Genomic DNA, 22253 nt, shown 5'->3' with positions numbered 1-22253 from the left:
CAATCGCCCCCGCGCCGGCGGTGCCCGCACCGCCGGCCTGCAAGCCCGGGCCTGCGAGCCCGGTCCTGTGAGCCCGGTCCTGGTCAGCGCGGGACACGGACTGGCAGGATCGCGGCCATGTCCAAGCTGTTCTCCCGAATCGGCAGGCGCCGGGCCGTCGAAGGCGCCGGCGCCGCAGTCGTCGTCCTCGGGCTGCTGCTGTGGTGGCTGCTGCCCCTGGGCGATGATCCGCCGAGCGGGACGATCACGTTCAGCACGGGCACGCGCGCGGGGGTCTACCAGAAGTACGGCGAGCTGCTGCGCGCCGAGCTGCGCAAGGACATGCCGGGCCTGAAGGTTCGGCTGATGACCAGCGCGGGCTCGCAGGAGAACGTCGAGCGTGTGGCGAGCGGCGAGGCCGACTTCACGATCGCGGCGGCCGACGCGGTGGAGACGTACAAGCTCCTCGACCGCCCCGGCGCCGACCGGCTGCGGGGGGTCGCCCGGCTCTACGACGACTACGTGCAGCTCGTCGTCCCCTCCGACTCGGACATCCAGTCCGTCGCCGATCTGCGGGGCAAGCGCGTGGCCATCGGGCTGCCCAACTCGGGCGTACGGCTGATAGCCACCCGGCTGCTGAAGGCCGCGGGCATCGATCCGGAGACGGACATCACTCCCCGGTCGGACGGCATCGACACCGGGCCGGAGCGGCTGGGGCACGGGATCGACGCGTTCTTCTGGTCGGGCGGGCTGCCGACGGACGGGCTGAGGCGGATAGCCGAGACCTCCGCCTTCCGGTTCGTACCGATAAGCGAGGATCTCGTCGCCGAGCTGCACGACCAGGGCGGTGCGACCCGCTACTACCGGGCCACCAACATCCCGGAGTCGGCCTATCCGACCGTCCAGAACGGTGCCACGGTGCCGACGCTGGCCGTGGCCAACCTGCTGATGACCCGCGCGGACATGGATCCGCGGCTCACCGAGTGGCTGACCCGGACCGTCCTCGACAGCCGCGACGGCATCGGCGCGCACGTCCACTCCGCCCAGCTGGTCGACCTGCGCACGGCCATCTACACCGACCCCCTGGAGCTGCACGAGGGCGCCCGGCGCTACTACCGGTCGGTCAAGCCGTAGGGCCCGCCGGCGACGGCACACGTCCCGTCCTCGGGACGGTCACGGTCACCGTCAGCCCGTGCGGCTCGTGGTGGCCGAAGGAGATCGAGCCGTCCCCCGCCGCGAGCAGTGCCCGGCAGATCGACAGGCCGAGACCCGAGCCCTTGACGTTCTGGTGCCGTCCGCTGCGCCAGAAGCGGTCGCCGACGCGGCCCAGTTCCTCGTCGGTCAGGCCGGGACCGTGGTCGCTGACGACGACGGTGGCGGTGTCGCCGGTGGAGGCGACCGTGACCTCGACGGTCTCGTCCGCGGGCGTGAACTTCACGGCGTTGTCGATGACCGCGTCCAGGGCGCTGGAGAGCGCCACCGGGTCGGCCCAGCCCGTGGTCGGCGGGCAGTCCGCCACCAGCCGCACGCCCTTGGCCTCGGCGGTCGGCGCCCAGGCCGCCACCCTCTCGGCGGTCAGCGCGCCGATGTCGGTGACCTTCAGGTCGGCGTCGCTGTGCTCGGCCAGCGCCAGGTCGAGCAGGTCGTCCAGGACCCGGGCCAGGCGCCTGCCCTCGGCCTGGACGGAGGCGATCTCCTCGTTGCCCTCGGGCAGTTCCAGGGCGAGCAGTTCGATGCGCAGCAGCAGCGCCGACAGGGGGTTGCGCAGTTGGTGCGAGGCGTCGGCGACGAAGGCGCGCTGCTGCTCCAGCACGTCCTCGACGTGGTCCGCCATCTCGTTGAACGAGCGGGCCAGGCGCCTGAGTTCCGGCGGTCCCCCGGCCGGGGCGACCCGGGACTTGAGCCGTCCCGTGGCGATGTCGTGGGTGGTGGCGTCCAGGACCCGTACGGGCCGGAGCACCCAGCCGGTCAGCCGGAGCGCGGCCCCGACGGCGAGCAGCATCGCGGCGATCTCGCCGGTGCCGATGAGCAGCCAGCCGTTCAGGGTGCGCGAGCGCATCGAGTCGGTGGGCGAGTCGGTGACGACGACCGCGACGACGTCACCGTCCCGGATGACCGGCGAGGCGACCACGAGCCGGCCCCGCTCCCAGGGCCACACCTGCTGCGGGTCGTGGCTGCGGCGGCTGAGCAGCGCCTCGTCGAAGGCGGCGCGGACCTCGCCCGTCTGCGGGAGGAACCAGGTCGTCGGGGCGTTGGCCATGGGGATGTGGCTGCGGTAGAAGACGCCCGCCTGGATGCCGTACACCTCGTAGTAGCTGGTCAGCTCGGCCTGGAGGGTCTCCAGGCGCTCGTCCGTGGACGTGGTGCGCGATCCGCCGGGCGCGTCGGTGACGAACTGCGCGAGCGCCGCGAAGCGCGCCGTGTCGTCGATGCGGTCGACGACCACCTTCTGCTGCTCGGCGCGGGCGACGCTGACGGCGAGCGGGACGCCGAGCGCCAGCAGCACGGCCGCCAGCAGGACGATGAGCAGCGGGAGCAGGCGAGTGCGCACCCGGCCCCGCTACGCGGTGGGGGCGACGAGGCGGTAGCCGACGCCGCGTACGGTCTCGATGAGCGCGGGCAGGCGCAGCTTGGCGCGCAGGGAGGCGACGTGCACCTCCAGGGTGCGTCCGGTGCCCTCCCAGCTGGTGCGCCAGACCTCGCTGATGATCTGCTCCCGGCGGAAGACGACCCCGGGGCGCTGCGCCAGCAGGGCCAACAGGTCGAACTCCTTGCGGGTGAGCGGGACGACCGTACCGTCGACGGTCACCTGGCGGGTCGGCAGTTCGATGCGCACGGGGCCGAGGCGCAGGGTCGTCTCGGCGGCGCCCGGGGCGTCCTCGTGGGCGGAGCGCCGGCTGACGGCGTGGATCCGGGCCAGCAGCTCCCCGGTGTCGTACGGCTTGACCACGTAGTCGTCGGCGCCGAGGTTGAGGCCGTGGATGCGGGAGCGGACGTCGGAGCGGGCGGTGACCATGATCACCGGGGTGCTGGTGCGCTTGCGGATCTTGCCGCAGACCTCGTAGCCGTCCTGGTCGGGCAGGCCGAGGTCGAGGAGGACGACGCCGAAGCCCTCACCCTCGGGGACCAGTGCCTGGAGCGCCTCCTCGCCGCTGCGCGCGTGGGTGACGTCGAAGCCGTGCCGTGCCAGGACCGCGGACAGGGCGGCGGCGACGTGGTTGTCGTCCTCGACCAGCAACAGTCTCATCCGGGCCCCCTTCGGTTCATCGGCCGTACGATCAGGATGTGTAGAAAACGCGTACACGCGCGCGTGCACCCAGTGCAGTCACGCCGATGGAGGGGGACGGCGTCAAGAGGGTTCCGGTTGCGAACCGCTCGAAGTTACCCGGCCGATATGAGCCCTGCTCGTAACTGCTACGACAGGTGTCCGATTGCTATCGGATCGTGATGCTCAGATTCCCCTCAGATATAGAGACGCAGGTCGTATGGGGTTACTACTGTCCTCCGAAACCGAGGAGGACGGAGCCTGAGAGCGATGACCGAAGTATCGGTGGCCAAGGAAGATGTGGCCGCGACCGGAGAACTGGTCGTCCTGAAGAGCGTCAACAAGCACTTCGGCGCGTTGCACGTGCTCCAGGACATCGATCTGACGATCGCCCGCGGCGAGGTCGTCGTGGTGATCGGGCCCTCCGGGTCCGGTAAGTCCACCCTGTGCCGCACCATCAACCGGCTGGAGACCATCGACTCCGGCACGATCGCGATCGACGGCAGGCCTCTGCCCGAGGAGGGCAAGGAGCTGGCCCGGCTGCGCGCCGACGTCGGCATGGTCTTCCAGTCCTTCAACCTCTTCGCGCACAAGACCGTGCTCGAGAACGTGACGCTGGGGCAGATCAAGGTCCGCAAGGTCGAGAAGAAGAAGGCCGAGGAGAAGGCGCGCTCCCTGCTCGACCGGGTCGGCGTGGGCGCCCAAGCGGACAAGTACCCCGCCCAGCTCTCCGGCGGTCAGCAGCAGCGCGTCGCCATCGCCCGGGCCCTGGCCATGGACCCGAAGGTCATGCTCTTCGACGAGCCGACGTCGGCCCTCGACCCGGAGATGATCAACGAGGTCCTGGAGGTCATGCAGCAGCTCGCCCGTGACGGCATGACCATGATCGTCGTCACGCACGAGATGGGGTTCGCCCGGTCGGCCGCCAACCGGGTGGTGTTCATGGCGGACGGCCGGATCGTCGAGCAGGCCGCGCCGGACCAGTTCTTCAGCAATCCGCGCAGCGACCGCGCCAAGGACTTCCTGTCGAAGATCCTGCACCACTGACGCCCGCCCGGCGCGCTCCGACGACTGCGTCACCCGCCCTTTGACGGCACACCTCTGATCGTCCGATCACAGCCAAAGGATGTCCACCATGAAGCTCCGCAAGGTCACCGCCGCCTCGGCCACGGTCTTCGCCCTCGCCCTCACCGCCACCGCGTGCGGCTCCGACGACGGCAACGACAGCGGCTCCTCCGGTGGTGACAACAAGAAGATCACCATCGGCATCAAGTTCGACCAGCCGGGCCTCGGCCAGAAGACCCCGCAGGGCTACGCCGGCTTCGACGTGGACGTCGCCACGTACGTCGCCAAGAAGCTCGGTTACACCGAGGACCAGATCGAGTGGAAGGAGTCGAAGAGCGCCGACCGCGAGACCATGCTGCAGCGCGGTGACGTCGACTTCATCGCCGCCACCTACTCGATCACCCCGGAGCGCCAGGAGAAGGTCGACTTCGCCGGCCCGTACCTGCTGGCCCACCAGGACGTGCTGATCCGTGCCGACGACAACAAGATCAAGTCGCCGGAGGACCTGAACAACGCGAAGCTGTGCTCGGTCACCGGTTCGACCTCGGCGCAGAACGTCAAGGACAAGCTGGCGCCCAAGGCCCAGCTGCAGCCGTACCCGACGTACTCCGCCTGCCTGCCCGGCCTGCAGAACGGCGCCATCGACGCGCTGACCACCGACGACTCGATCCTCGCCGGTTACGCCTCCCAGTCGCAGTTCAAGGGCAAGTTCAAGCTCGGCGGCTTCAAGCTGACCAACGAGAACTACGGCATCGGCGTCAAGAAGGGCAGCGACCTCAAGAACAAGATCAACGAGGCGCTGGAGGCCATGGTCGCCGACGGCTCCTGGCAGAAGGCCGTGGACGCGAACCTCGGTCCGGCCAACTACAAGAACGAGCCCGCGCCGAAGATCGGCGACATCAAGAGCTGAGGCCGCGCCTGACAGGGTGCGCCGCCCTCCGGAAGGGGCGGCGCACCGGGGCGGGCATCCCTACACGCGGAAGCGCGGGAGATCGTGTTCGACTTTCTTGAAGACTACGACCTGCTGGGGGCCTTCTGGACGACGGTGCAGCTCGCTGTGCTCTCCGCCGTCGGCTCCCTGATCTGGGGCACCCTGCTGGCCGCCATGCGCGTCGGCCCGGTGCCGCTGATGCGCGGTTTCGGGACCGCGTACGTGAACATCGTGCGGAACATCCCGCTGACCGTCATCATCCTGTTCACGTCGCTGGGCCTGAACCAGTCGCTGGGCATCACCCTCGGCGCAAGCGATTTCGAGACGATCAACTTCCGGCTCGCCGTCCTGGGTCTGATTCTCTACACCTCCGCCTTCGTGTGCGAGGCGCTGCGCTCCGGCATCAACACGGTGCCGGTCGGGCAGGCGGAGGCGGCCCGCGCGATCGGGCTCAGCTTCGGTCAGGTGCTGAGCCTGGTGGTGCTGCCGCAGGCGTTCCGTTCGTCGGTCGTCCCGCTGGCGAACGTGCTGATCGCGCTCATCAAGAACACCACGGTGGCCGCCGCCATCGGTGTCGCCGAGGCGGCGCTGCTGATGAAGGAGATGATCGAGAACGAGGCCCAGCTGCTGCTGATCTCCGCGGTCATCGCGTTCGGTTTCGTGGTTCTTACGCTGCCGACCGGCCTGATCCTCGGCTGGGTGGGCAAGAAGGTGGCGGTGAAGCGATGAGCTCCGTTCTCTACGACGCGCAGGGTCCCCGCGCCAAGCGGCGGAACGTCGTCTTCACGGTGGTCTTCCTGGCCGCCCTCGCGGTCCTGTTGTGGTGGGTGTTCAGCACCCTCAAGGACAAGGGCCAGCTGGAGTGGGCCCTGTGGAAGCCGTTCTTCACCGGCTCCGAGGCCTGGACGACGTACATCTGGCCCGGCCTGGAGAACACCCTGAAGGCCGCCGCGCTGGCGATGGTCATCGCGCTGCCGCTCGGCGCCGCGCTCGGCATCGCCCGGCTCTCGGACCACGTCTGGGTCCGCGTCCCGGCCGCGGTCGTGGTGGAGTTCTTCCGGGCCATCCCCGTGCTGGTGCTGATGATCTTCGGTCTGGCGCTGTTCGCCGAGTACACGAACGTCAGCTCGGACGACCGTCCGCTGTACGCGGTCGTCACCGGTCTGGTGCTGTACAACGCCTCCGTCCTCGCCGAGATCGTCCGGGCCGGGATCCTGTCCCTGCCCAAGGGCCAGGCCGAGGCGGCCATGGCGATCGGCCTGCGCAAGAACCAGCTGATGCGCCTCGTCCTGCTGCCGCAGGCGGTCACCGCGATGCTGCCGGCCATCGTCAGCCAGCTGGTCGTCATCCTGAAGGACACCGCACTCGGCGGCGCCGTCCTCACCTTCCCGGAACTGCTCGCGTCCGCCAACACGATGAGCGGCTACTACGGCGCCAACGTCATCGCCAGCTTCACCGTGGTCGCCGTGATCTACATCGCGCTCAACTTCGCCCTCACGTCCTTCGCGAGCTGGCTGGAGCGCCGGCTGCGGCGGGGCAAGAAGTCGACCGGTGCGGTGCTCAAGGTGGACGACGCTCAGGTCGCCGGCGCGGCGGGGACCGGAGCCGGCGGCGGAGTCTGACGTCAGTTCCGACCCGTCTGACACTCGGTCAACTCGTATGACCATCATGGAGGCAGTGGCGTGATCGCCACTGCCTCCGTCACTTGACGCAAACAGCGGCAATGGGTTGCATACGTTCTGTGATCGTGCACCCTGCTCCAACTTCCTGTTCACCTGTGTCCCACGGGACGACACCGCGGGCAGGGGGCGCCTCGCCGTGGATCCGGTGATCATCGTCGGAGCGGGGCCCGTCGGGCTCACGCTCGCCCTGGCGCTGGCGCGTCAGGAGGTGCCCTGTGTCGTCCTCGACGAGAGCCCGGGCAGGGACGAGCCCCGCCCCGCCCGCACCGTCGTCCTGCGCGAGGACACCGTCGCGCTCGTCGAACGGCTGACCGGTGCGCCCCTGACGGGCGGTTTCCGTTGGGCCGGTTGGCGGTCGATGCGGCGCAAGCAGGTGATGCGCGAGGTCGCGTTCGACGACGCCGCCGACCCCGCCCCCCTGCACATCGCCCAGCACGTGCTGACCGGCGCCCTGCGCGCCGCCCTGGCCGGCGACCCGCTCGTCCAGGTCGCCGTGGACAGCCGCCTGGACGCCATCGAGCAGGAGCCCTCCGGCGTCACCGCCCACACCCGCGGCCCCAACGGCACCTGGTGGCGCGGCAGTCACCTGGTCGGCTGCGACGGCCCCCGCTCGACCGTCCGCAAGCTCCAGGACATCCGCTTCCCCGGCCGTACGGCGGTGGAACGGTACGCCGTCGCCGCACTGCGCACGGAACTCCCGTGGACCGACGAGGCGTTGCTCCACCGGTCGCCCCCGTGGCGGACGTCCGGTCCGTCGGCCGGTGAGATCGTCGGCCGCCCCTTGCCGGACGGCCTGTGGCGCCTGGACTGGCTGCTGCCGCCGGGCAAGGACCTGGTCACCCCCGAGATGCTGGTGACACGGATCCGCGAGACCCTGGCCGGCTGGGCCGGCGGGGCGTCACCGGCGTACGAACTCCTCGACACCGGCGTCCACACGATCCACCACCGCCTGGCCCGGCGCTGGCGGGCGGGTCGCGTGTTCCTCGCCGGGGACGCGGCGCACCTGCTCGGCGCGCTGGGCACACAGGGCCTCGACGAGGGGCTGCGGGACGTCGACAACCTCGCCTGGAAGCTGGCCCTGGCCTGGCACCAGGGGCCCCACGAGGCGCTGCTCGACAGCTACCAGGAGGAGCGGCGCGCGGCCGTCGCGACCCGGCTGCGCGCCGCCGACCAGGTACTGCCGCTGCTCCGCGGCGGCGGTGGCCTGCGCTCCTACGTCCCCGGCTCGTCCCGCGGTCATGACGCGCTGCTCGCCGACGGCCATCTGGGGCGTGGGGCACTCGGTGCGCCGGGGGCGTACACCGATTCGCCGCTCGTGCCTGCGCACCTCGACGGAGAGGTCGTCGTCGGCACGCCGCCCGGGGCGCTCGTCACCGACGTCCGGGTCACGGCGGAGGACGGCACGTTCGTGCGGCTGCACGACCGGCTCGGACGCGCGGCTCTGCTGGTGGTGCTGGTCGCGCCGGGGACGGGGGTCTGGGAGCGGAAACACTGGGTGACCGCCGGCATCATGCCCCGGCTGGCGGCGGCGGTGACCGCGCTGCCCTGTCACGCCGAGCTGCTGGTCACCGAGAGTTACCCGGGCGCCGGCGCCCACACCGTCCTGCTGGTGCGACCCGACGGCCGCCTGGTCACGGCGTTGAACGGGGTGCGCCCGGCCGACCTGTACGCGGCGGCCGAGACGGCACTGGGCGGAGCCGCCGAGGCGGCGGCGGCGGAAGCCGGGGCACCGGTCGGCACCCGCTGACCGGCCGCCGTCACCGTCGCCCGTCGCCCGTCGCCCGTCGCCCGTCGCCCGTCCGCATGGTGACGTTGAGTTGACCGGTCCATCCCGTCATGGTGTACTCCGGATCGTGACCGACACCGATGTGCGCCTGTGGCGGAGGGTCCATATGGACCTCGTCCGCTATGCGGGCTGCGTGTGTCGGCCGTCCTGCTGAATTCGCCCACCTTCTTCGGCGCGCGCCGCTCTGGCGCTGCCGCGCGCCTCTCGCGAACTCCCCCAGGACGGTACCCGTGTCTGTCTCCTCCCCTGCTCCTGCCCCCGCTCCCGTCCCCGCGTCCGCCGGCGTTTCCGGCCCCACCCAGGCGGAGCTCCTCGACTTCGTGCGGCGCACGGCCGCCGACACCGAGCTGATCGCCTCCCTCCCGCTCGATCCCGAGGGCCGCACCTGGGTGCGGCTGGCGGGTCCCGGCGGCAGCGAGGCGTGGCTGATCGGCTGGCCGCCCGGCACGGGCACCGGCTGGCACGACCACGCCGACTCCGTCGGCGCCTTCGTGGCCGCGGCGGGCGAGCTCACGGAGCTCTCGCTCGCCGCCCGGCTGCCCACCGACGGCTGGAAGACCCTGGAGCTCAGCGACGGCGTGGACCGGCAACGCCGGCTGCCGGCCGGGCAGGGGCGCGCCTTCGGCCGGCACCACGTGCACGAGGTGCTCAACGAGTCCCCCGACCGGCACGCGATCTCCGTCCACGCCTACTACCCGCCCCTGCCGCAGATCCGCCGCTACAGCCGCAGCGGACAGGTGCTGCGCCTGGAGCAGGTCGAGCGCCCGGAGGACTGGCAGTGAGCGGGCCGACCGGAATCGACGCGCTGCTGGAACGGGTGCGCCGGGGCTACGAGCGGATCGAGCCGCGCGCGGCGTACGACGCCTCCGAGGCCGGCGAGGCACTGCTGGTGGACATCCGGTACGCCGCCCTGCGCGAGGCGGACGGTCTGATCCCGGGCGCCCTGGTGATCGAGCGGAACGAACTGGAGTGGCGCCTCGATCCGCGCGGCAGCCACCGTGTTCCCGAGGCCACGGGCCTGGATCTGCGGGTCGTCGTGGTCTGCAACGAGGGTTACGCGTCCAGCCTGGCGGCCGAGTCCCTGCACCGCCTGGGCCTGTACCGGGCCACCGACCTGGTCGGCGGCTTCCAGGCGTGGCGGGCAGCGGGGCTTCCGGTGGCTTAGCGCGCGTGCGGCACGCGTGCTGCACGCGCCTGTGGCGGGCGGACCGGCGGCAGCGGGGTCAGAAGCTGGCGGAGGGACAGTACAGCGGCGCCGTGTCCGCGTTGCCCTTCGTGACGAGCCGGATCGGCGTCTTGGCGATCTTCTCGGCCAAGACGCCGACGCGTGAGGCGGTGCCGCGTGCGTCGGGTCAGAAGCCCTCGTCGTCGAGGAACTCCGTGTCCTCGCCCTCCTCCTCCAGCGCCTGCCGGACCACCCGCAGGGCCATGCCCTCGGAGTAACCCTTGCGGGCCAGCATGCCCGCGAGGCGGCGCAGCCGCTTGTCCCGGTCGAGGCCACGGGTGGAGCGCAGCTTGCGGGCGACGAGTTCACGCGCCGTCGCCTCTTCCTGCTCGGAGTCGAGCTGGGACACGGCGGCGTCGATGAGCATGGCGTCGACGCCCTTGGTCCGCAGCTCCCGGGCGAGGGCGCGCCGGGCCAGCCCGCGGCCGTGGTGCCGGGACTCCACCCAGGCGTCCGCGAAGGCGCTGTCGTTGATCAGGCCGACCTCCTCGAACCGGGACAGCACCTCCTCGGCGGCCTCGTCCGGGATCTCCCGCTTGCGCAGGGCGTCGGCGAGCTGCTTCCGCGTGCGCGGTGTCCCGGTGAGCAGGCGCAGGCAGATCGCCCGCGCCTGCTCGACCGGGTCCCGCGGAGGCTCCTCCTTCTCGGCCCTCGACGAGGAAGTGGCGCCTCCGTCCTCGGTCGGCGGCTCCTCACGCTCGCGCCGACGGCGCCCGCGCGGGCCGCCCGTCCCGCGGGCGGCCCGTCCGCCGCCTGCTCTGCGCGGCCCACCGTCATCGGGCGAGCCTGCGCCGTACGGTCCGAAGGGGTCGTGGCCGCCGTCCGGGCCGGCGAGTACGCCCTCGTACGGGGACGTCTCCGCCCCGTACTCGCCGTCCCCCGTCCCGGCGGAGCTTCTGTCGCCCGGTCTCCCCCGCTCACGCGCGCGCGAAGCGACCTCCGGGTGGGCGGCGTACTCGGCCCAGTCGGTTCGTCGTGTCACGGATCAGCTCTTGGCTGCCGCGGCCTTGGACTTGGTGGTCTTGGCCGTGGGGGCGGGCACCGTGGCGGCGTCGGCCGGGGCCGCGGAGGCCGCTGCGTCGGCGCCCGGCTCGGCGGCCGGCTCCTCGGGACGCACGCCCACGCCCAGCTTCTCCTTGATCTTCTTCTCGATCTCGTTGGCGAGGTCGGGGTTGTCCTTCAGGAAGTTGCGCGCGTTCTCCTTGCCCTGGCCGAGCTGGTCGCCCTCGTACGTGTACCAGGCGCCGGCCTTGCGGACGAAGCCGTGCTCCACGCCCATGTCGATCAGGCCGCCCTCGCGGCTGATGCCCTGGCCGTAGAGGATGTCGAACTCGGCCTGCTTGAAGGGCGGCGCGACCTTGTTCTTGACGACCTTGCAACGGGTGCGGTTGCCGACCGCCTCCGTGCCGTCCTTCAGCGTCTCGATGCGGCGGATGTCGATGCGCACGGAGGCGTAGAACTTCAGCGCGCGGCCACCCGTCGTGGTCTCCGGGGAGCCGAACATCACGCCGATCTTCTCGCGGAGCTGGTTGATGAAGATCGCGGTGGTCTTGGACTGGTTGAGCGCACTGGTGATCTTCCGCAGGGCCTGGCTCATCAGCCGGGCCTGCAGACCGACGTGGCTGTCGCCCATCTCACCCTCGATCTCCGCGCGCGGGACGAGCGCGGCGACGGAGTCGATGACGATGAGGTCGAGGGCGCCGGAGCGGACCAGCATGTCCACGATCTCCAGAGCCTGCTCGCCGTTGTCCGGCTGGGAGAGGATCAGGTTGTCGATGTCGACGCCGAGCTTCTTCGCGTACTCGGGGTCGAGGGCGTGCTCCGCGTCCACGAACGCGACCTGGCCGCCGGCCTTCTGCGCGTTCGCCACCGCGTGCAGGGTCAGGGTCGTCTTACCCGAGGACTCCGGGCCGTAGATCTCCACGACTCGGCCGCGCGGCAGGCCGCCCACGCCGAGGGCCACGTCGAGCGCGGTCGACCCGGTCGAGATGACCTCGATGGGCTCCTTCGACCGCTCGCCCATGCGCATGACCGCGCCCTTGCCGAATTGCCGTTCAATCTGTGCGAGCGCGGCGTCCAGGGCCTTCTCGCGGTCGGTTCCTGCCATGGGTTCCACCCGGTTTGCTTGATTCGATCGCTTCACGTCAAAGACGCTAATGCCTGCCACTGACAATGCGCCCCGATGCGGGTCCGGCCTGTGGATAACTCGGGCACTTCTCCATCCAAACCCAGTCGAATCGCCCGTCACGAGCCACGCCGGAGCATCCATGAGAATGGATGTTCGATTTTTGTGTCAAGCGCACCACGCGGCACCTCCGAGCGTACGACGCCCGTCCTGCGGCTAGAGTGCGGACGCGACACGACGAGGGGGGCAACGTGGCCAAGGTCAACATCAGTCTCGACGCCGAACTGGTGGTGGAAGTCATGGTTCTGGCCGGCATCGGTTCGCCGCAGGACGCCGTCGAGGCGGTGGTCCGCGACTACATTGCCCGCGGCCACCGCACCGAGACCCGCACCGAGCTCAAGGACCTGAGCCTGCGCGAGGTCGACGCCCGGCCGCAGGACCCACAGGGCTGATCCGCTGTCGCCGGTCGCATCCGCGCGCCGGCCCGGCGCTCAGGAGGAGCCCTCTTCCGGGCCGTCCGCACCCGCCGGCGCCGCCCCCGGCCGGCGCGCCCACAGTCTCCGCACGCGCGTGAACGGGCCGGCCTCCTGACCGCGGTCCCGGTGCCCGTGGACCCGGGGGTCGTCCGTGACGTCGTACCGCTTCACGTACGCCCCGAGGAACGCCTGGAGCGTGGCGACCGCCGGGATGGCGATCAGCGCGCCGACGGCGCCGAGGAGTGCGGTGCCCGCGATGACCGAGCCGAAGGCGACCGCGGGATGGATGTTCACGGTCTTGGACGTCAGCTTGGGCTGCAGCACGTAGTTCTCGAACTGCTGGTAGACCACCACGAAGATCAGCACCCACAGCGCGTACCAGGGGTTGACCGTGAAGGCGATCAGCATGGGCAGGGCGCCGGCGAGATAGGTGCCGATGGTGGGGATGAACTGCGACACCAGGCCCACCCACACCGCGAGCGCGGGCGCGTAGGGCACCTCCAGGACCTCCAGCAGGATGAAGTGCGCTATGCCGGAGATCAGCGCCATCAGCCCGCGCGAGTACAGGTAGCCGCCGGTCTTGTCCACGGCGATCTCCCACGCGCGCAGGACCTCGGCCTGCCGGGCGGGCGGCAGGACGGAGCAGAGCGCGCGGCGCAGCCGGGGACCGTCGGCGGCGAAGTAGAACGAGAACAGCATGACCGTCAGCAGCTGGAAGAGACCGCCGAGGACCTGGGCGGACACGTCCAGCACGCCCGTGGCGCTGTTCTGCACGTAGTTGCGCAGCCAGTCGGAGCGCAGCAGGCCCTCCTGGATGTCGACCCGTCTCAGGTCGGTGTGGAAGTGGCCGTTGATCCAGTTGATGACGGAGTCGAGGTAGTCCGGGAAGTCCTCGACCATCTTGACGATCTGGCCCGCGAGCATGGAGCCGAGCAGTGTGACGAAGCCCGCGGCGGCGATCAGCACGGCGAGGAAGACGAGGAAGGTGGCCAGTCCCCTGCGCATGCCGCGCGCGGACATCCAGCTGACCGCGGGCTCGATGGCGAGGGCCAGGAAGAACGCGATGAGGATGTTGATCAGCAGGCCGGTGAGCTGGTGGAAGGCCCAGCTGCCCAGCTGGAACACGGCGTAGAGCGTGAGGGCGAGCACGATGGCCCGGGGCAGCCAGCGTGGCATGCGGGCACCGGGCCCGGCGTTGCCCTCGGCCGGGGGCCGGAGGGGCGGCGTCGTGCCCGGAGGGGATGCGTGCCGGGCTTCCTGCCCGGTCTCGTCAGTGCGTGCCACGGACCAAGTCTCGCCCACGCCACCGACAGCGGACCCCGCCCCGCGATCTTCGTGACCTGTCAGCGCTGCTCCTGTGGCACGTTCATGACGGTGCAGACCACACGCCACACGTCCTTGGCGTCCCATCCGGCGTCCAGGGCCTGGTACACCGTGCGCCCGCCGAGCTCGGACATCACGTGGTCGCGCGCAAAGGTGTCGGCGTAGGCCGGACCGAAGTGATCCGCCATCCGCTGCCAGAAGACCGTCAACCGCATGACTCCAGTATCCCGCCCCTGAGGGTGGCGGGTGAGCGGGGACCGGGTGGCGAGACCGTTCTCGGCCCTACGGTCTGACGCATGGCCGAAACAGGAGCTTCCCCACTCCCTCCGACGCCCCCGGCGCGCTCCCCGCTCGCGCGCGCGGAGCACTTCGTCTGGCTCACCGCGCGCGTGCTGGAGCAGCGCCTCTTCGCGCACCACTTCCGGGGAGGCGACGCCGGACCGGTGGAGACCGCGCTCGACGCCTATCGCAACGAGGACGGCGGGTACGGTCACGCCCTGGAGCCCGATCTGCGCGGCCCGGTCAGCCAGCCGCTGCACACCGCGCACGCCCTGCACGTCCTGGACGCCGTCGGGCGGTGCGGCGGGCAGCGCGTGGAGCACCTGTGCCGCTATCTGACCTCCGTCTCCACACCGGACGGGGCCCTGCCGGTGATCCGTCCCAGCCGGCACGGACACCCGGTCGCCCCCTTCGTCCAGGTCGTGGACGACCCTCCGGGTGAGCTCCTGGCCACCGGGCCGGTGGTCGGCCTGCTGCACCGCAACGAGGTGTGGCACGCCTGGCTGTTCCGGGCCACGGACTTCTGCTGGCGGGCCGTCGAGTCGCTGCGCGCCTCCCACCCGTACGAGGTCCAGGCCGCGGTGACCTTCCTGGACTCCGTACCCGACCGCCCGCGCGCGGAGGCCGCCGCCGACCGGCTCGGCCGTCTGGTGCGCGAACGGCGCCTGGCGGTGCTGGACCCCGACGACCGCGACGCGTACCCGGTCGCCCCGGGCCATGCCCCCGGCGAACATCACTTCCCGCACGACTACGCGAGGACGACGCACTCCCTCGCGCGCGCGTGGTTCACGGACGACGAGATGGCCCGCTCCCTGGACTTCCTCGCCACGCAGCAGGAGGACGACGGCGGCTGGCCCGTCCGCCGGCGCCGCTGGGCACCGGCCCCCACCCTGGAGGCACGTCCGAGGGCGACGCTCGACGCCCTGCTCACGCTCCGGGCGTACGGCCGGTCCGTCGGCTGAGCCCGGCCGCCTCACCCGCCCATGGCCCGCACGCCCGCGGTCACCACGACGGCCGCGGCGACGACGAGGAGGAACGGCGCCCGCAGCACCAGCGCCACGGCCGCGGCGCCGAGTCCCGCGGCCCTCGCGTCCAGCACGAGCGCGGTCCCGTCGGCGAAGGTCTGCTGGGCGGTGAGCGCGGCGAGCAGGGCCACGGGCAGCAAGGCGGCCAGTCGCCTGACCAGCGGTTTCTCCAGGGCACCGGCGGGCACGAGCAGCCCGGCCAGCTTGACGGCGTAGCAGCCGAGCGCGGTCACGCCGATCGCGATCCAGGTGTTCACCGCTCCTCCTTCCGTGCGGTACCGCCCCTGCGGCGCCCCTCCGCCCACAGGACGGCCGGCGCCGCCAGCGCGGCCACCAGGACCGGCACACCGGCGGGCAGGACGGGCAGCAGGCCGAGCCCCAGCACCACGGCCAGACCGGCGACCGCGCGCTCCGTGGAGGTCTTCAGCATCGGCGCGAGCAAGGCCAGGAAGACCGCGGGGCCGGCCGCGTCGAGGCCCCAGGCGTCGGTGTCTCCGATGGCCTCCGCACCCAGCGCGCCGAGCAGCGTGGTCAGGTTCCACAGCACGTACAGGCTGAGCCCGGTGACGGTGAAGCCGATCCGGACGGTGCGCCGGGTGGGCTGCGCGAGGGCCACGGCGGCCGTCTCGTCGATGACCCACTGGGCGGCGAGCGGCCGCACCGCGCGCGGGAGGGCCAGCAGCTGCGACAGCCGCAGCCCGTAGAAGGCGTTGCGCACGCCCAGGAAGAAGGCCCCCGCCGCGGCCGTGAACGGGTTGCCGCCGGCGGCGAGCGCCCCGACGAGCGCGAACTGGGACGCCCCGGTGAACACCAGGAGGCTGAGCGCGCACGTCTGGAGCAACGTGAGTCCGCTGCCGGCCGAGGTCACGCCGAAGGCGAAGCCGGACAGGCCTACGGCGACCCCGACTCCGAGGGCGTCCCGTACGGCGGCGGCGTCCGGCTTCCCCGGGGCGTTGGTGTCCGGGACTGCTGTCTGTTCTGCCACGCGTCGGACGGTAGGTGAAGCCCTCGCCGCACGTCTTGTACGTTCTTGCGCTCCCGCTGGTACGCCCCCGGAGGCACGCCCACGATCCGGCTGAAGTGCCGGTTGAGGTGCGGCTGGTCGGTGAACCCCACGGCGGCGGCGGCCTCGGCCGGTGTGGTCCCGGCGTCGAGCAGCCGCCTCGCCCGGCGCACGCGGGCGTCCGTCAGCCAGGTGTGGGGCGGCATCCCGTGGGCCTCCCGGAAGGCACGCAGCAACGCGAAGGGGCTGGTGCCGAGGTCCTCGGCCAGCGTCTGCAGGCTCGGCGGATCGGCCATCCGGTCCTCCAGCACGGCACGCGCACGTGCCGCGATCCGGGCGCCCGCCGTCCGCACCTCCCGCCTCGGCAGCGGCCCGCCGTTCAGCCTCAGCAACCGGGTCACGGCCACTCTGAGCAGTGTGTCGGCGGCGAGCGCGTTGCCCTCGTCGGTGGCCCGCAGCACCCTGTGCACCAGTTCGACGGTGTACGGATCGTCGAGGACCGGCCTGACGAACCCGGGAGTGCCGCGCAGTGTGGTCGTCTCGGCCGCGATACCGGCCACCACCTCGGGTGAGGGGTAGACGGCCCCGTACCGCCATCCCTCCGGTACTCCGGCCCGGCCCGTGTGCGGGGTGTCCGGGTTGACCAGCGCGAGCGCGCCGGCCCCCGCGTACTGGTCGCTGCCGCCGTGGTGGAAGACCTCCACGCCGTCCGCGATGGCCGCGATGACGAAGTGCTCGTGCGTGTGCCGTACGAAGGTCTTCCGTATGTACCGCGCCCGCAGCAGGTCGACGCCGGGCAGCTCCGCGTACCGCCAGTGCCGCGCCCGCTCACCCGTTCCCGCCATGCCCCCCATTGTCCGCCCACGGCCGTAGGCCCGGGCGCGGGCCCCGCCGCTCCGGACACCCCTTCGGTCGCGTCCGCCCAGCTCAGAGCGATTGTCAGTGCTCGGGTGCACGATGGATCCATGGTCAGCTCCGCACACCGAGCCCTGGAGGGCTTCTCCCCCGCGACCCGCGGTTGGTTCACGGGGGCCTTTTCCGCGCCCACCGCCGCCCAGGCGGGCGCGTGGCAGGCCATCGGCGCGGGGTCGGACGTTCTGGTGGTCGCCCCGACCGGCTCCGGCAAGACGCTGGCCGCGTTCCTCGCCGCCCTGGACCAGCTGGCCTCGACGCCTCCGCCCGCCGACCCGAAGAAGCGCTGCCGGGTCCTGTACATCTCCCCGCTCAAGGCCCTGGCCGTCGACGTCGAGCGCAATCTGCGCAGCCCCCTGACCGGCATCCGCCAGGAGTCCGTACGCCTGGGCCTGCCCGAGCCCGAGGTCAGGGTCGGCATCCGCTCCGGTGACACGCCGGCCGGCGAGCGCCGCGCCCTGTCGACCCGCCCCCCGGACATCCTGATCACGACCCCGGAGTCCCTGTTCCTGATGCTGACGTCGGCCACGCGCGATGCGCTGACCGGCGTCGAGACGGTGATCCTGGACGAGGTGCACGCGGTCGCGGGCACCAAGCGCGGCGCCCACCTCGCGCTGTCCTTGGAGCGCCTCGACGAGCTGCTGCCGAAGCCGGCCCGGCGCATCGGCCTGTCGGCGACGGTCCGCCCGGTCGACGAGGTCGCACGGTTCCTCTCCCCCCGCCGGAAGGTGGAGATCGTCCAGCCGGAATCGGGAAAGGAGTTCGACCTCTCCGTCGTCGTCCCGGTCGAGGACCTGGGGGAGCTGGGCGGCTCACCGGTCGCCGACGGCAACGACGGCGCGGAGCGCCCGTCGATCTGGCCGCACGTCGAGGAGCGGATCACCGACCTCGTCCAGTCGCACCGCTCGACGATCGTCTTCGCCAACTCCCGCCGCCTCGCGGAACGCCTGTGCAACAGGCTCAACGAGATCGCCTACGAGCGGGCGACCGGTGAGCCGCTGGACGAGCACCACTCCCCCGCCCAGCTCATGGGCGGTTCGGGGGCCGCCCACGGTGCGCCGCCCGTGATCGCCCGCGCCCACCACGGCTCGGTCTCCAAGGAGCAGCGCGCCCTCGTCGAGGAGGACCTGAAGGCCGGCCGCCTGCCCGCCGTGGTCGCCACGTCCAGCCTGGAGCTGGGCATCGACATGGGCGCCGTCGACCTCGTCGTCCAGGTCGAGTCCCCGCCCTCCGTCGCCTCCGGCCTCCAGCGCGTCGGCCGCGCGGGACACCAGGTCGGCGCGGTCTCCACGGGCGTGGTCTTCCCGAAGTACCGCGGCGACCTGGTCCAGGCGGCGGTGGTCACCGAGCGGATGCGCAGCGGCGCCATCGAGGCCCTCAAGATCCCCGCGAACCCGCTGGACGTCCTGGCACAGCAGCTCGTCGCGATGACCGCGATGGACACGTGGCAGGTCGACGACCTCCTCGCCGCGGTCCGCCGCGCCGCCCCCTTCGCCTCGCTTCCCGAGTCGGCCTTCACGGCCGTCCTGGACATGCTCGCGGGCCGCTACCCGTCCGACGCCTTCGCCGAGCTGCGCCCGCGCGTGGTGTGGGACCGGGTCGCGGGCACGGTCACCGGCCGCCCGGGCGCGCAGCGCCTCGCCGTCACCTCTGGCGGCACGATCCCCGACCGCGGTCTCTTCGGCGTCTTCCTCGCCGGAGCCGACCCGAAGAAGGGCGGCGGCCGGGTCGGCGAGCTGGACGAGGAGATGGTCTACGAGTCCCGGGTGGGGGACGTCTTCACGCTCGGCACCAGCTCCTGGCGGATCGAGGACATCACGCGCGACCGGGTCCTGGTCTCCCCCGCCCCGGGCGTCCCGGGCAGGCTCCCGTTCTGGAAGGGCGACCAGCTGGGCCGCCCCCTCGAACTCGGCCGTGCGCTGGGCGCGTTCCTGCGCGAGGTGGGCTCCCTCCCCAAGGAGGACGCCCGTCTGCGCCTGCTCACCGCGGGCCTGGACGCCTGGGCCGCGGACAACGTCCTGTCGTACCTCGACGAGCAGCGCGAGGCCTGCGGCCACGTCCCCGACGACCGCACCATCGTCGTGGAGCGCTTCCGTGACGAGCTCGGCGACTGGCGGGTCGTGGTCCACTCCCCCTTCGGTGCCCAGGTCCACGCCCCCTGGGCGCTCGCGCTCGGCGCCCGCCTGTCCGAGCGGTACGGCATGGACGCCCAGGTCATGCACGCCGACGACGGCATCGTGCTGCGCCTGCCGGACGCCGACCTGATGGGCCTGGACCTGCTCGACCAGGACCCCATGAAGCCGGGCACGGAGTACGACGCCGAGCAGGCGCCCGTCGGCGCGGCCGACGTCGTCTTCGACCGGGGCGAGGTCGACCGGGTCGTCACCGACCAGGTCGGCGGTTCGGCCCTGTTCGCGTCCCGTTTCCGCGAGTGCGCCGCCCGCGCGCTGCTGCTGCCGCGCCGCAACCCGGGCAAGCGCACCCCGCTGTGGCAGCAGCGTCAGCGCGCCGCGCAGCTGCTGGAGGTGGCGAGCGAGTACGGCTCGTTCCCGATCGTCCTGGAGGCGGTCCGCGAGTGCCTCCAGGACGTCTTCGACGTCCCCGGCCTGGTCGAGCTGATGGGCGACCTGGAGTCCCGCAAGGTGCGCCTGGTCGAGGTCACCACCCCCGAGCCGTCCCCCTTCGCCCGCTCCCTGCTGTTCGGTTACGTCGCCCAGTTCCTGTACGAGGGCGACTCGCCGCTCGCCGAGCGCCGCGCCGCCGCCCTGTCCCTGGACTCGCGGCTGCTGGCCGAACTGCTCGGCCAGGCGGAGCTGCGCGAACTGCTCGACGCCGACGTGCTGACCGAGCTGGAGCGCGAGCTGCAGTGGCTCACCGAGGACCGCCGCGTCAAGGACGTGGAGGGCGTCGCGGACCTGCTGCGGCTGCTCGGCCCGCTCACGGACGCGGAGCTGGCCGAGCGGGGTGCGGAGGCGCAGTGGGCCCCGGAGCTGGCCGCCGCGCGCCGCGCGATCAAGGTGCGCATCGCCGGCGCCGACCACTGGGCGGCGGTCGAGGACGCGGGCCGGCTGCGCGACGCGCTGGGCACGGCACTGCCCGTCGGCGTGCCCGAGGCCTTCACCGAGCCGGTCAAGGACCCCCTCGGCGACCTCCTCGCCCGCTACGCCCGCACGCACGGACCGTTCACGTCGGTGACGGCGGCCTCCCGCTTCGGCCTGGGTGTGGCGGTCACCGACGGCGCCCTGCAGCGGCTGGCGGCGGCGGGCAGGGTCGTCCAGGGCGAGTTCCATCCGGCCGGGATCGGCCAGGAGTGGTGCGACGCGACGGTACTGCGCCGGCTGCGTCGCCGTTCCCTCGCCGCGCTGCGGCACGAGCTGGAGCCGGTGCCGCCGGCCGCGCTGGGACAGTTCCTCCCCCAGTGGCAGCACATCGGCAAGGGTCACGCACTGCGCGGCATCGACGGACTCGTGCGCGCCATCGAACAGTTGCAGGGCGCCTCCGTGCCCGCGTCCGCCCTGGAGAAGCTGGTCCTGCCGTCCCGGGTGGCGAACTACACCCCCGCGATGCTCGACGAACTCACCGCCGCCGGGGAGGTGGTGTGGGCCGGGGCGGGTTCCCTCCCCGGAAAGGACGGCTGGGTCTCCCTCTACCTGGCCGATGCGGCCCCGCTGCTCCTGCCGCCCCCGCACCCGCTGGAGCCGACCGCCCTGCACCAGTCCGTCCTCGACGCGCTCTCGGGCGGCTACGGCCTGTTCTTCCGTCAGATCGCCGACCAGGTCCGCGCCACCACCCACCCCGAGGCCACCGATCCGCAACTGGCGGACGCCCTGTGGGACCTGGCCTGGTCCGGGCGGCTGACGAACGACACGCTCGCGCCCCTGCGTTCCCTGCTGGGCTCCGGACGCACCGCCGGCTCCACGGCCCATCGCGCCAAGCGGGCGGTACCGCGCGGCCGCTACGGCTCACTGACGGCCGCCGCACGCCCCGCCTCCCGCAGCGGCCCCCCGACCGTCGCGGGCCGCTGGTCCCTGCTCCCCGCGCACGAGAGCGACCCCACGGTGCGCGCCCACGCCCTGGCCCGCACCCTCCTCGACCGGCACGGCGTGGTGACCCGCGGCACCGTGGCCGCGGAAGGCGTCGAGGGCGGCTTCTCCGCGGTGTACCGCATCCTGTCCGCCTTCGAAGACAGCGGGCAGGCCCGGCGCGGCTACGTGGTGGAGGGCCTCGGCGCGGCGCAGTTCGCGATGGACGGCGCCGTGGACCGGCTGCGCGCGGTAGCGAACGCCCGGGAGCGCGGCGACGGCCTGCCCGGTCAGGGCCTCGGGGACGGCCGTCCCGGGGGCTTCGGCTCACCGGGCCTGCCGTCCGGCGGCCTCCCGGCCGACGATCTCCCGTTCGCCGACTTCCCTCCGGACGGCCTCGCTCCCGACGGCTTCCCCTCGGGCGGCCACGCGGACCCCGGCACCTCCGGTGCGGCCCACGTCCGCCCCGGTGACTTCGGCCGGCCGTCCCGGGGCGACTACATCTCCCCCCGCGACTACGCCGACCCGGGCGCCGGCGGCCCACGAGGCGGTGGCGCGTACGGCGGTTCCGGTTTCCCGCAGGGGTCGTACGACACCGGTTTCCCCGGGGACACAGGTTTCCCAGGCCGCCGGACCCGCACCTCGCCCGCGTCCCGTGCCGTCGTCCTGGCCGCGGCGGACCCGGCGAACGCGTACGGCGCGGCTCTCGGCTGGCCGGATCCCCCGGCCGGCGCCACGCACAAGCCGGGCCGCAAGGCCGGCTCTCTGGTGGTGCTCGTCGACGGTGAGCCGGCGCTCTACATGGAGCGCGGCGGCAAGACGCTGCTGGCCTGGCCCTCCGACCCGGACGGCCTGCCCACCGACGACCTCCGCCTGCGGGCGGCCACCGAGGCGCTGGCCGCGGCGGCCCGCGCGGGTTCCCTCGGCACGGTCACGGTGGAACGGGTCAACGGCGCCGCTGCCCTGACGTCACCCTTCGGGACCCTCCTGGAGGAAGCGGGCTTCATCGCCACCCCGCGCGGCCTGCGCATACGTGCGTGAACCGGCGCCCGGCGCACGGCACCACAACCGCACCCGGCACCCGGCACCCGGCACCCGGCACCCGGCACCCGGCACCCGGCACCCGGCACCCGGCACCCGGCACCCACAGCATCA

At 72.3% G+C, this 22253-nt stretch carries 21 protein-coding genes; 12 read left to right on the top strand and 9 right to left on the bottom strand.

Going from position 1 to position 22253, the window contains the following annotated elements; genetic code table 11:
• The first annotated feature begins 117 nt into the window (after window positions 1-117).
• On the top strand, window positions 118-1113 hold the full coding sequence (locus tag H0H10_RS05265; protein WP_188179638.1) for a TAXI family TRAP transporter solute-binding subunit: 996 nt from the start codon (window positions 118-120) through the stop codon (window positions 1111-1113).
• On the opposite strand, the gene H0H10_RS05260 is transcribed toward H0H10_RS05265, so the two are convergent.
• Window positions 1103-2530, bottom strand: coding sequence for a sensor histidine kinase (locus H0H10_RS05260; protein ID WP_188179637.1), 1428 nt, complete (start codon window positions 2528-2530; stop codon window positions 1103-1105). The two genes, H0H10_RS05265 and H0H10_RS05260, sit on opposite strands and share 11 nt — an antisense overlap.
• Before the next feature lie 9 nt (window positions 2531-2539).
• Window positions 2540-3226, bottom strand: a complete 687-nt coding sequence (locus tag H0H10_RS05255) for a response regulator transcription factor (RefSeq protein ID WP_188179636.1) — start codon at window positions 3224-3226, stop codon at window positions 2540-2542.
• Window positions 3227-3514: 288 nt separating this feature from the next.
• Here H0H10_RS05255 and H0H10_RS05250 point away from each other — a divergent pair, with 288 nt between their 5' ends.
• The 8 genes from H0H10_RS05250 (at window position 3515) to H0H10_RS05220 (ending at window position 9873) form a co-directional block, all read left to right on the top strand.
• Window positions 3515-4291 carry an amino acid ABC transporter ATP-binding protein gene (locus H0H10_RS05250; protein WP_188179635.1) on the top strand — a complete coding sequence of 259 codons (777 nt, stop codon included), beginning with the start codon at window positions 3515-3517 and terminating at the stop codon, window positions 4289-4291.
• 88 nt (window positions 4292-4379) lie between these two features.
• On the top strand, window positions 4380-5219 hold the full coding sequence (locus H0H10_RS05245; RefSeq protein ID WP_188179634.1) for a glutamate ABC transporter substrate-binding protein: 840 nt from the start codon (window positions 4380-4382) through the stop codon (window positions 5217-5219).
• 84 nt (window positions 5220-5303) lie between these two features.
• Entirely contained in the window at window positions 5304-5969 is a 666-nt protein-coding gene (locus H0H10_RS05240; protein WP_188179633.1) for an amino acid ABC transporter permease, read from the top strand.
• Complete coding sequence (locus H0H10_RS05235) at window positions 5966-6862, top strand: amino acid ABC transporter permease (RefSeq protein WP_188179632.1); 897 nt, start codon at window positions 5966-5968, stop codon at window positions 6860-6862. The genes H0H10_RS05240 and H0H10_RS05235 overlap by 4 nt, the downstream gene beginning before the upstream one ends.
• A 196-nt stretch (window positions 6863-7058) precedes the next feature.
• On the top strand, window positions 7059-8669 hold the full coding sequence (locus tag H0H10_RS05230; RefSeq protein WP_188179631.1) for an FAD-dependent monooxygenase: 1611 nt from the start codon (window positions 7059-7061) through the stop codon (window positions 8667-8669).
• A 106-nt stretch (window positions 8670-8775) separates the two neighbouring features.
• The gene (locus H0H10_RS41155; RefSeq protein WP_311605579.1) at window positions 8776-8862 is read left to right on the top strand and encodes a putative leader peptide; all 87 of its coding nucleotides are present in this window, start codon (window positions 8776-8778) and stop codon (window positions 8860-8862) included.
• 76 nt (window positions 8863-8938) lie between these two features.
• A complete protein-coding gene (locus H0H10_RS05225) occupies window positions 8939-9490 on the top strand; it encodes a cupin domain-containing protein (protein ID WP_188179630.1) in 552 nt (183 codons plus the stop codon).
• Window positions 9487-9873, top strand: coding sequence for a rhodanese-like domain-containing protein (locus H0H10_RS05220; RefSeq protein WP_188179629.1), 387 nt, complete (start codon window positions 9487-9489; stop codon window positions 9871-9873). Before H0H10_RS05225 ends, H0H10_RS05220 begins: the two co-directional genes overlap by 4 nt.
• Before the next feature lie 187 nt (window positions 9874-10060).
• Here H0H10_RS05220 and recX read toward each other — a convergent pair whose 3' ends face one another.
• Together recX and recA are read right to left on the bottom strand one after the other, a co-directional pair.
• Window positions 10061-10915, bottom strand: coding sequence for a recombination regulator RecX (recX, locus tag H0H10_RS05215; RefSeq protein ID WP_188179628.1), 855 nt, complete (start codon window positions 10913-10915; stop codon window positions 10061-10063).
• A 3-nt stretch (window positions 10916-10918) separates the two neighbouring features.
• Window positions 10919-12040 carry a recombinase RecA gene (gene recA, locus H0H10_RS05210; RefSeq protein ID WP_188179627.1) on the bottom strand — a complete coding sequence of 374 codons (1122 nt, stop codon included), beginning with the start codon at window positions 12038-12040 and terminating at the stop codon, window positions 10919-10921.
• A 269-nt stretch (window positions 12041-12309) separates the two neighbouring features.
• On the opposite strand from recA, the gene H0H10_RS05205 reads away from it, so the two are divergent.
• Window positions 12310-12510, top strand: a complete 201-nt coding sequence (locus H0H10_RS05205; RefSeq protein WP_188179626.1) for a type II toxin-antitoxin system VapB family antitoxin — start codon at window positions 12310-12312, stop codon at window positions 12508-12510.
• 39 nt (window positions 12511-12549) lie between these two features.
• Here the strand turns inward: H0H10_RS05205 and H0H10_RS05200 are convergent, their stop codons facing one another.
• The gene (locus tag H0H10_RS05200) at window positions 12550-13818 is read right to left on the bottom strand and encodes an AI-2E family transporter (protein WP_188179625.1); all 1269 of its coding nucleotides are present in this window, start codon (window positions 13816-13818) and stop codon (window positions 12550-12552) included.
• Window positions 13819-13877: 59 nt separating this feature from the next.
• Window positions 13878-14072 carry a DUF3046 domain-containing protein gene (locus H0H10_RS05195; RefSeq protein WP_188179624.1) on the bottom strand — a complete coding sequence of 65 codons (195 nt, stop codon included), beginning with the start codon at window positions 14070-14072 and terminating at the stop codon, window positions 13878-13880.
• 81 nt (window positions 14073-14153) lie between these two features.
• On the opposite strand from H0H10_RS05195, the gene H0H10_RS05190 reads away from it, so the two are divergent.
• Window positions 14154-15098 (top strand): prenyltransferase/squalene oxidase repeat-containing protein, encoded by a 945-nt coding sequence (locus H0H10_RS05190; RefSeq protein ID WP_188179623.1) that lies wholly within the window; start codon window positions 14154-14156, stop codon window positions 15096-15098.
• 11 nt (window positions 15099-15109) lie between these two features.
• Here H0H10_RS05190 and H0H10_RS05185 read toward each other — a convergent pair whose 3' ends face one another.
• The 3 genes from H0H10_RS05185 to H0H10_RS05175 are packed head-to-tail and all read right to left on the bottom strand — an operon-like array spanning window position 15110 to window position 17009.
• Window positions 15110-15418 carry an AzlD domain-containing protein gene (locus H0H10_RS05185; protein WP_188179622.1) on the bottom strand — a complete coding sequence of 103 codons (309 nt, stop codon included), beginning with the start codon at window positions 15416-15418 and terminating at the stop codon, window positions 15110-15112.
• Window positions 15415-16146: an AzlC family ABC transporter permease gene (locus H0H10_RS05180; protein WP_188179621.1), complete on the bottom strand. Its 732-nt coding sequence runs from the start codon at window positions 16144-16146 to the stop codon at window positions 15415-15417. Before H0H10_RS05180 ends, H0H10_RS05185 begins: the two co-directional genes overlap by 4 nt.
• Window positions 16053-17009: an AraC family transcriptional regulator gene (locus tag H0H10_RS05175; RefSeq protein ID WP_188179620.1), complete on the bottom strand. Its 957-nt coding sequence runs from the start codon at window positions 17007-17009 to the stop codon at window positions 16053-16055. Before H0H10_RS05175 ends, H0H10_RS05180 begins: the two co-directional genes overlap by 94 nt.
• Window positions 17010-17129: 120 nt before the next feature.
• On the opposite strand from H0H10_RS05175, the gene H0H10_RS05170 reads away from it, so the two are divergent.
• Window positions 17130-22139, top strand: a complete 5010-nt coding sequence (locus tag H0H10_RS05170) for an ATP-dependent helicase (protein ID WP_188179619.1) — start codon at window positions 17130-17132, stop codon at window positions 22137-22139.
• Window positions 22140-22253 lie beyond the last annotated feature (114 nt).

The sequence above is a fragment of the Streptomyces griseicoloratus genome, from assembly GCF_014534645.1.
GTDB lineage: Bacteria > Actinomycetota > Actinomycetes > Streptomycetales > Streptomycetaceae > Streptomyces > Streptomyces griseicoloratus.
Note: the sequence above shows the minus strand (reverse complement) of the source record. Positions and strands in the feature narration are given on the sequence as shown.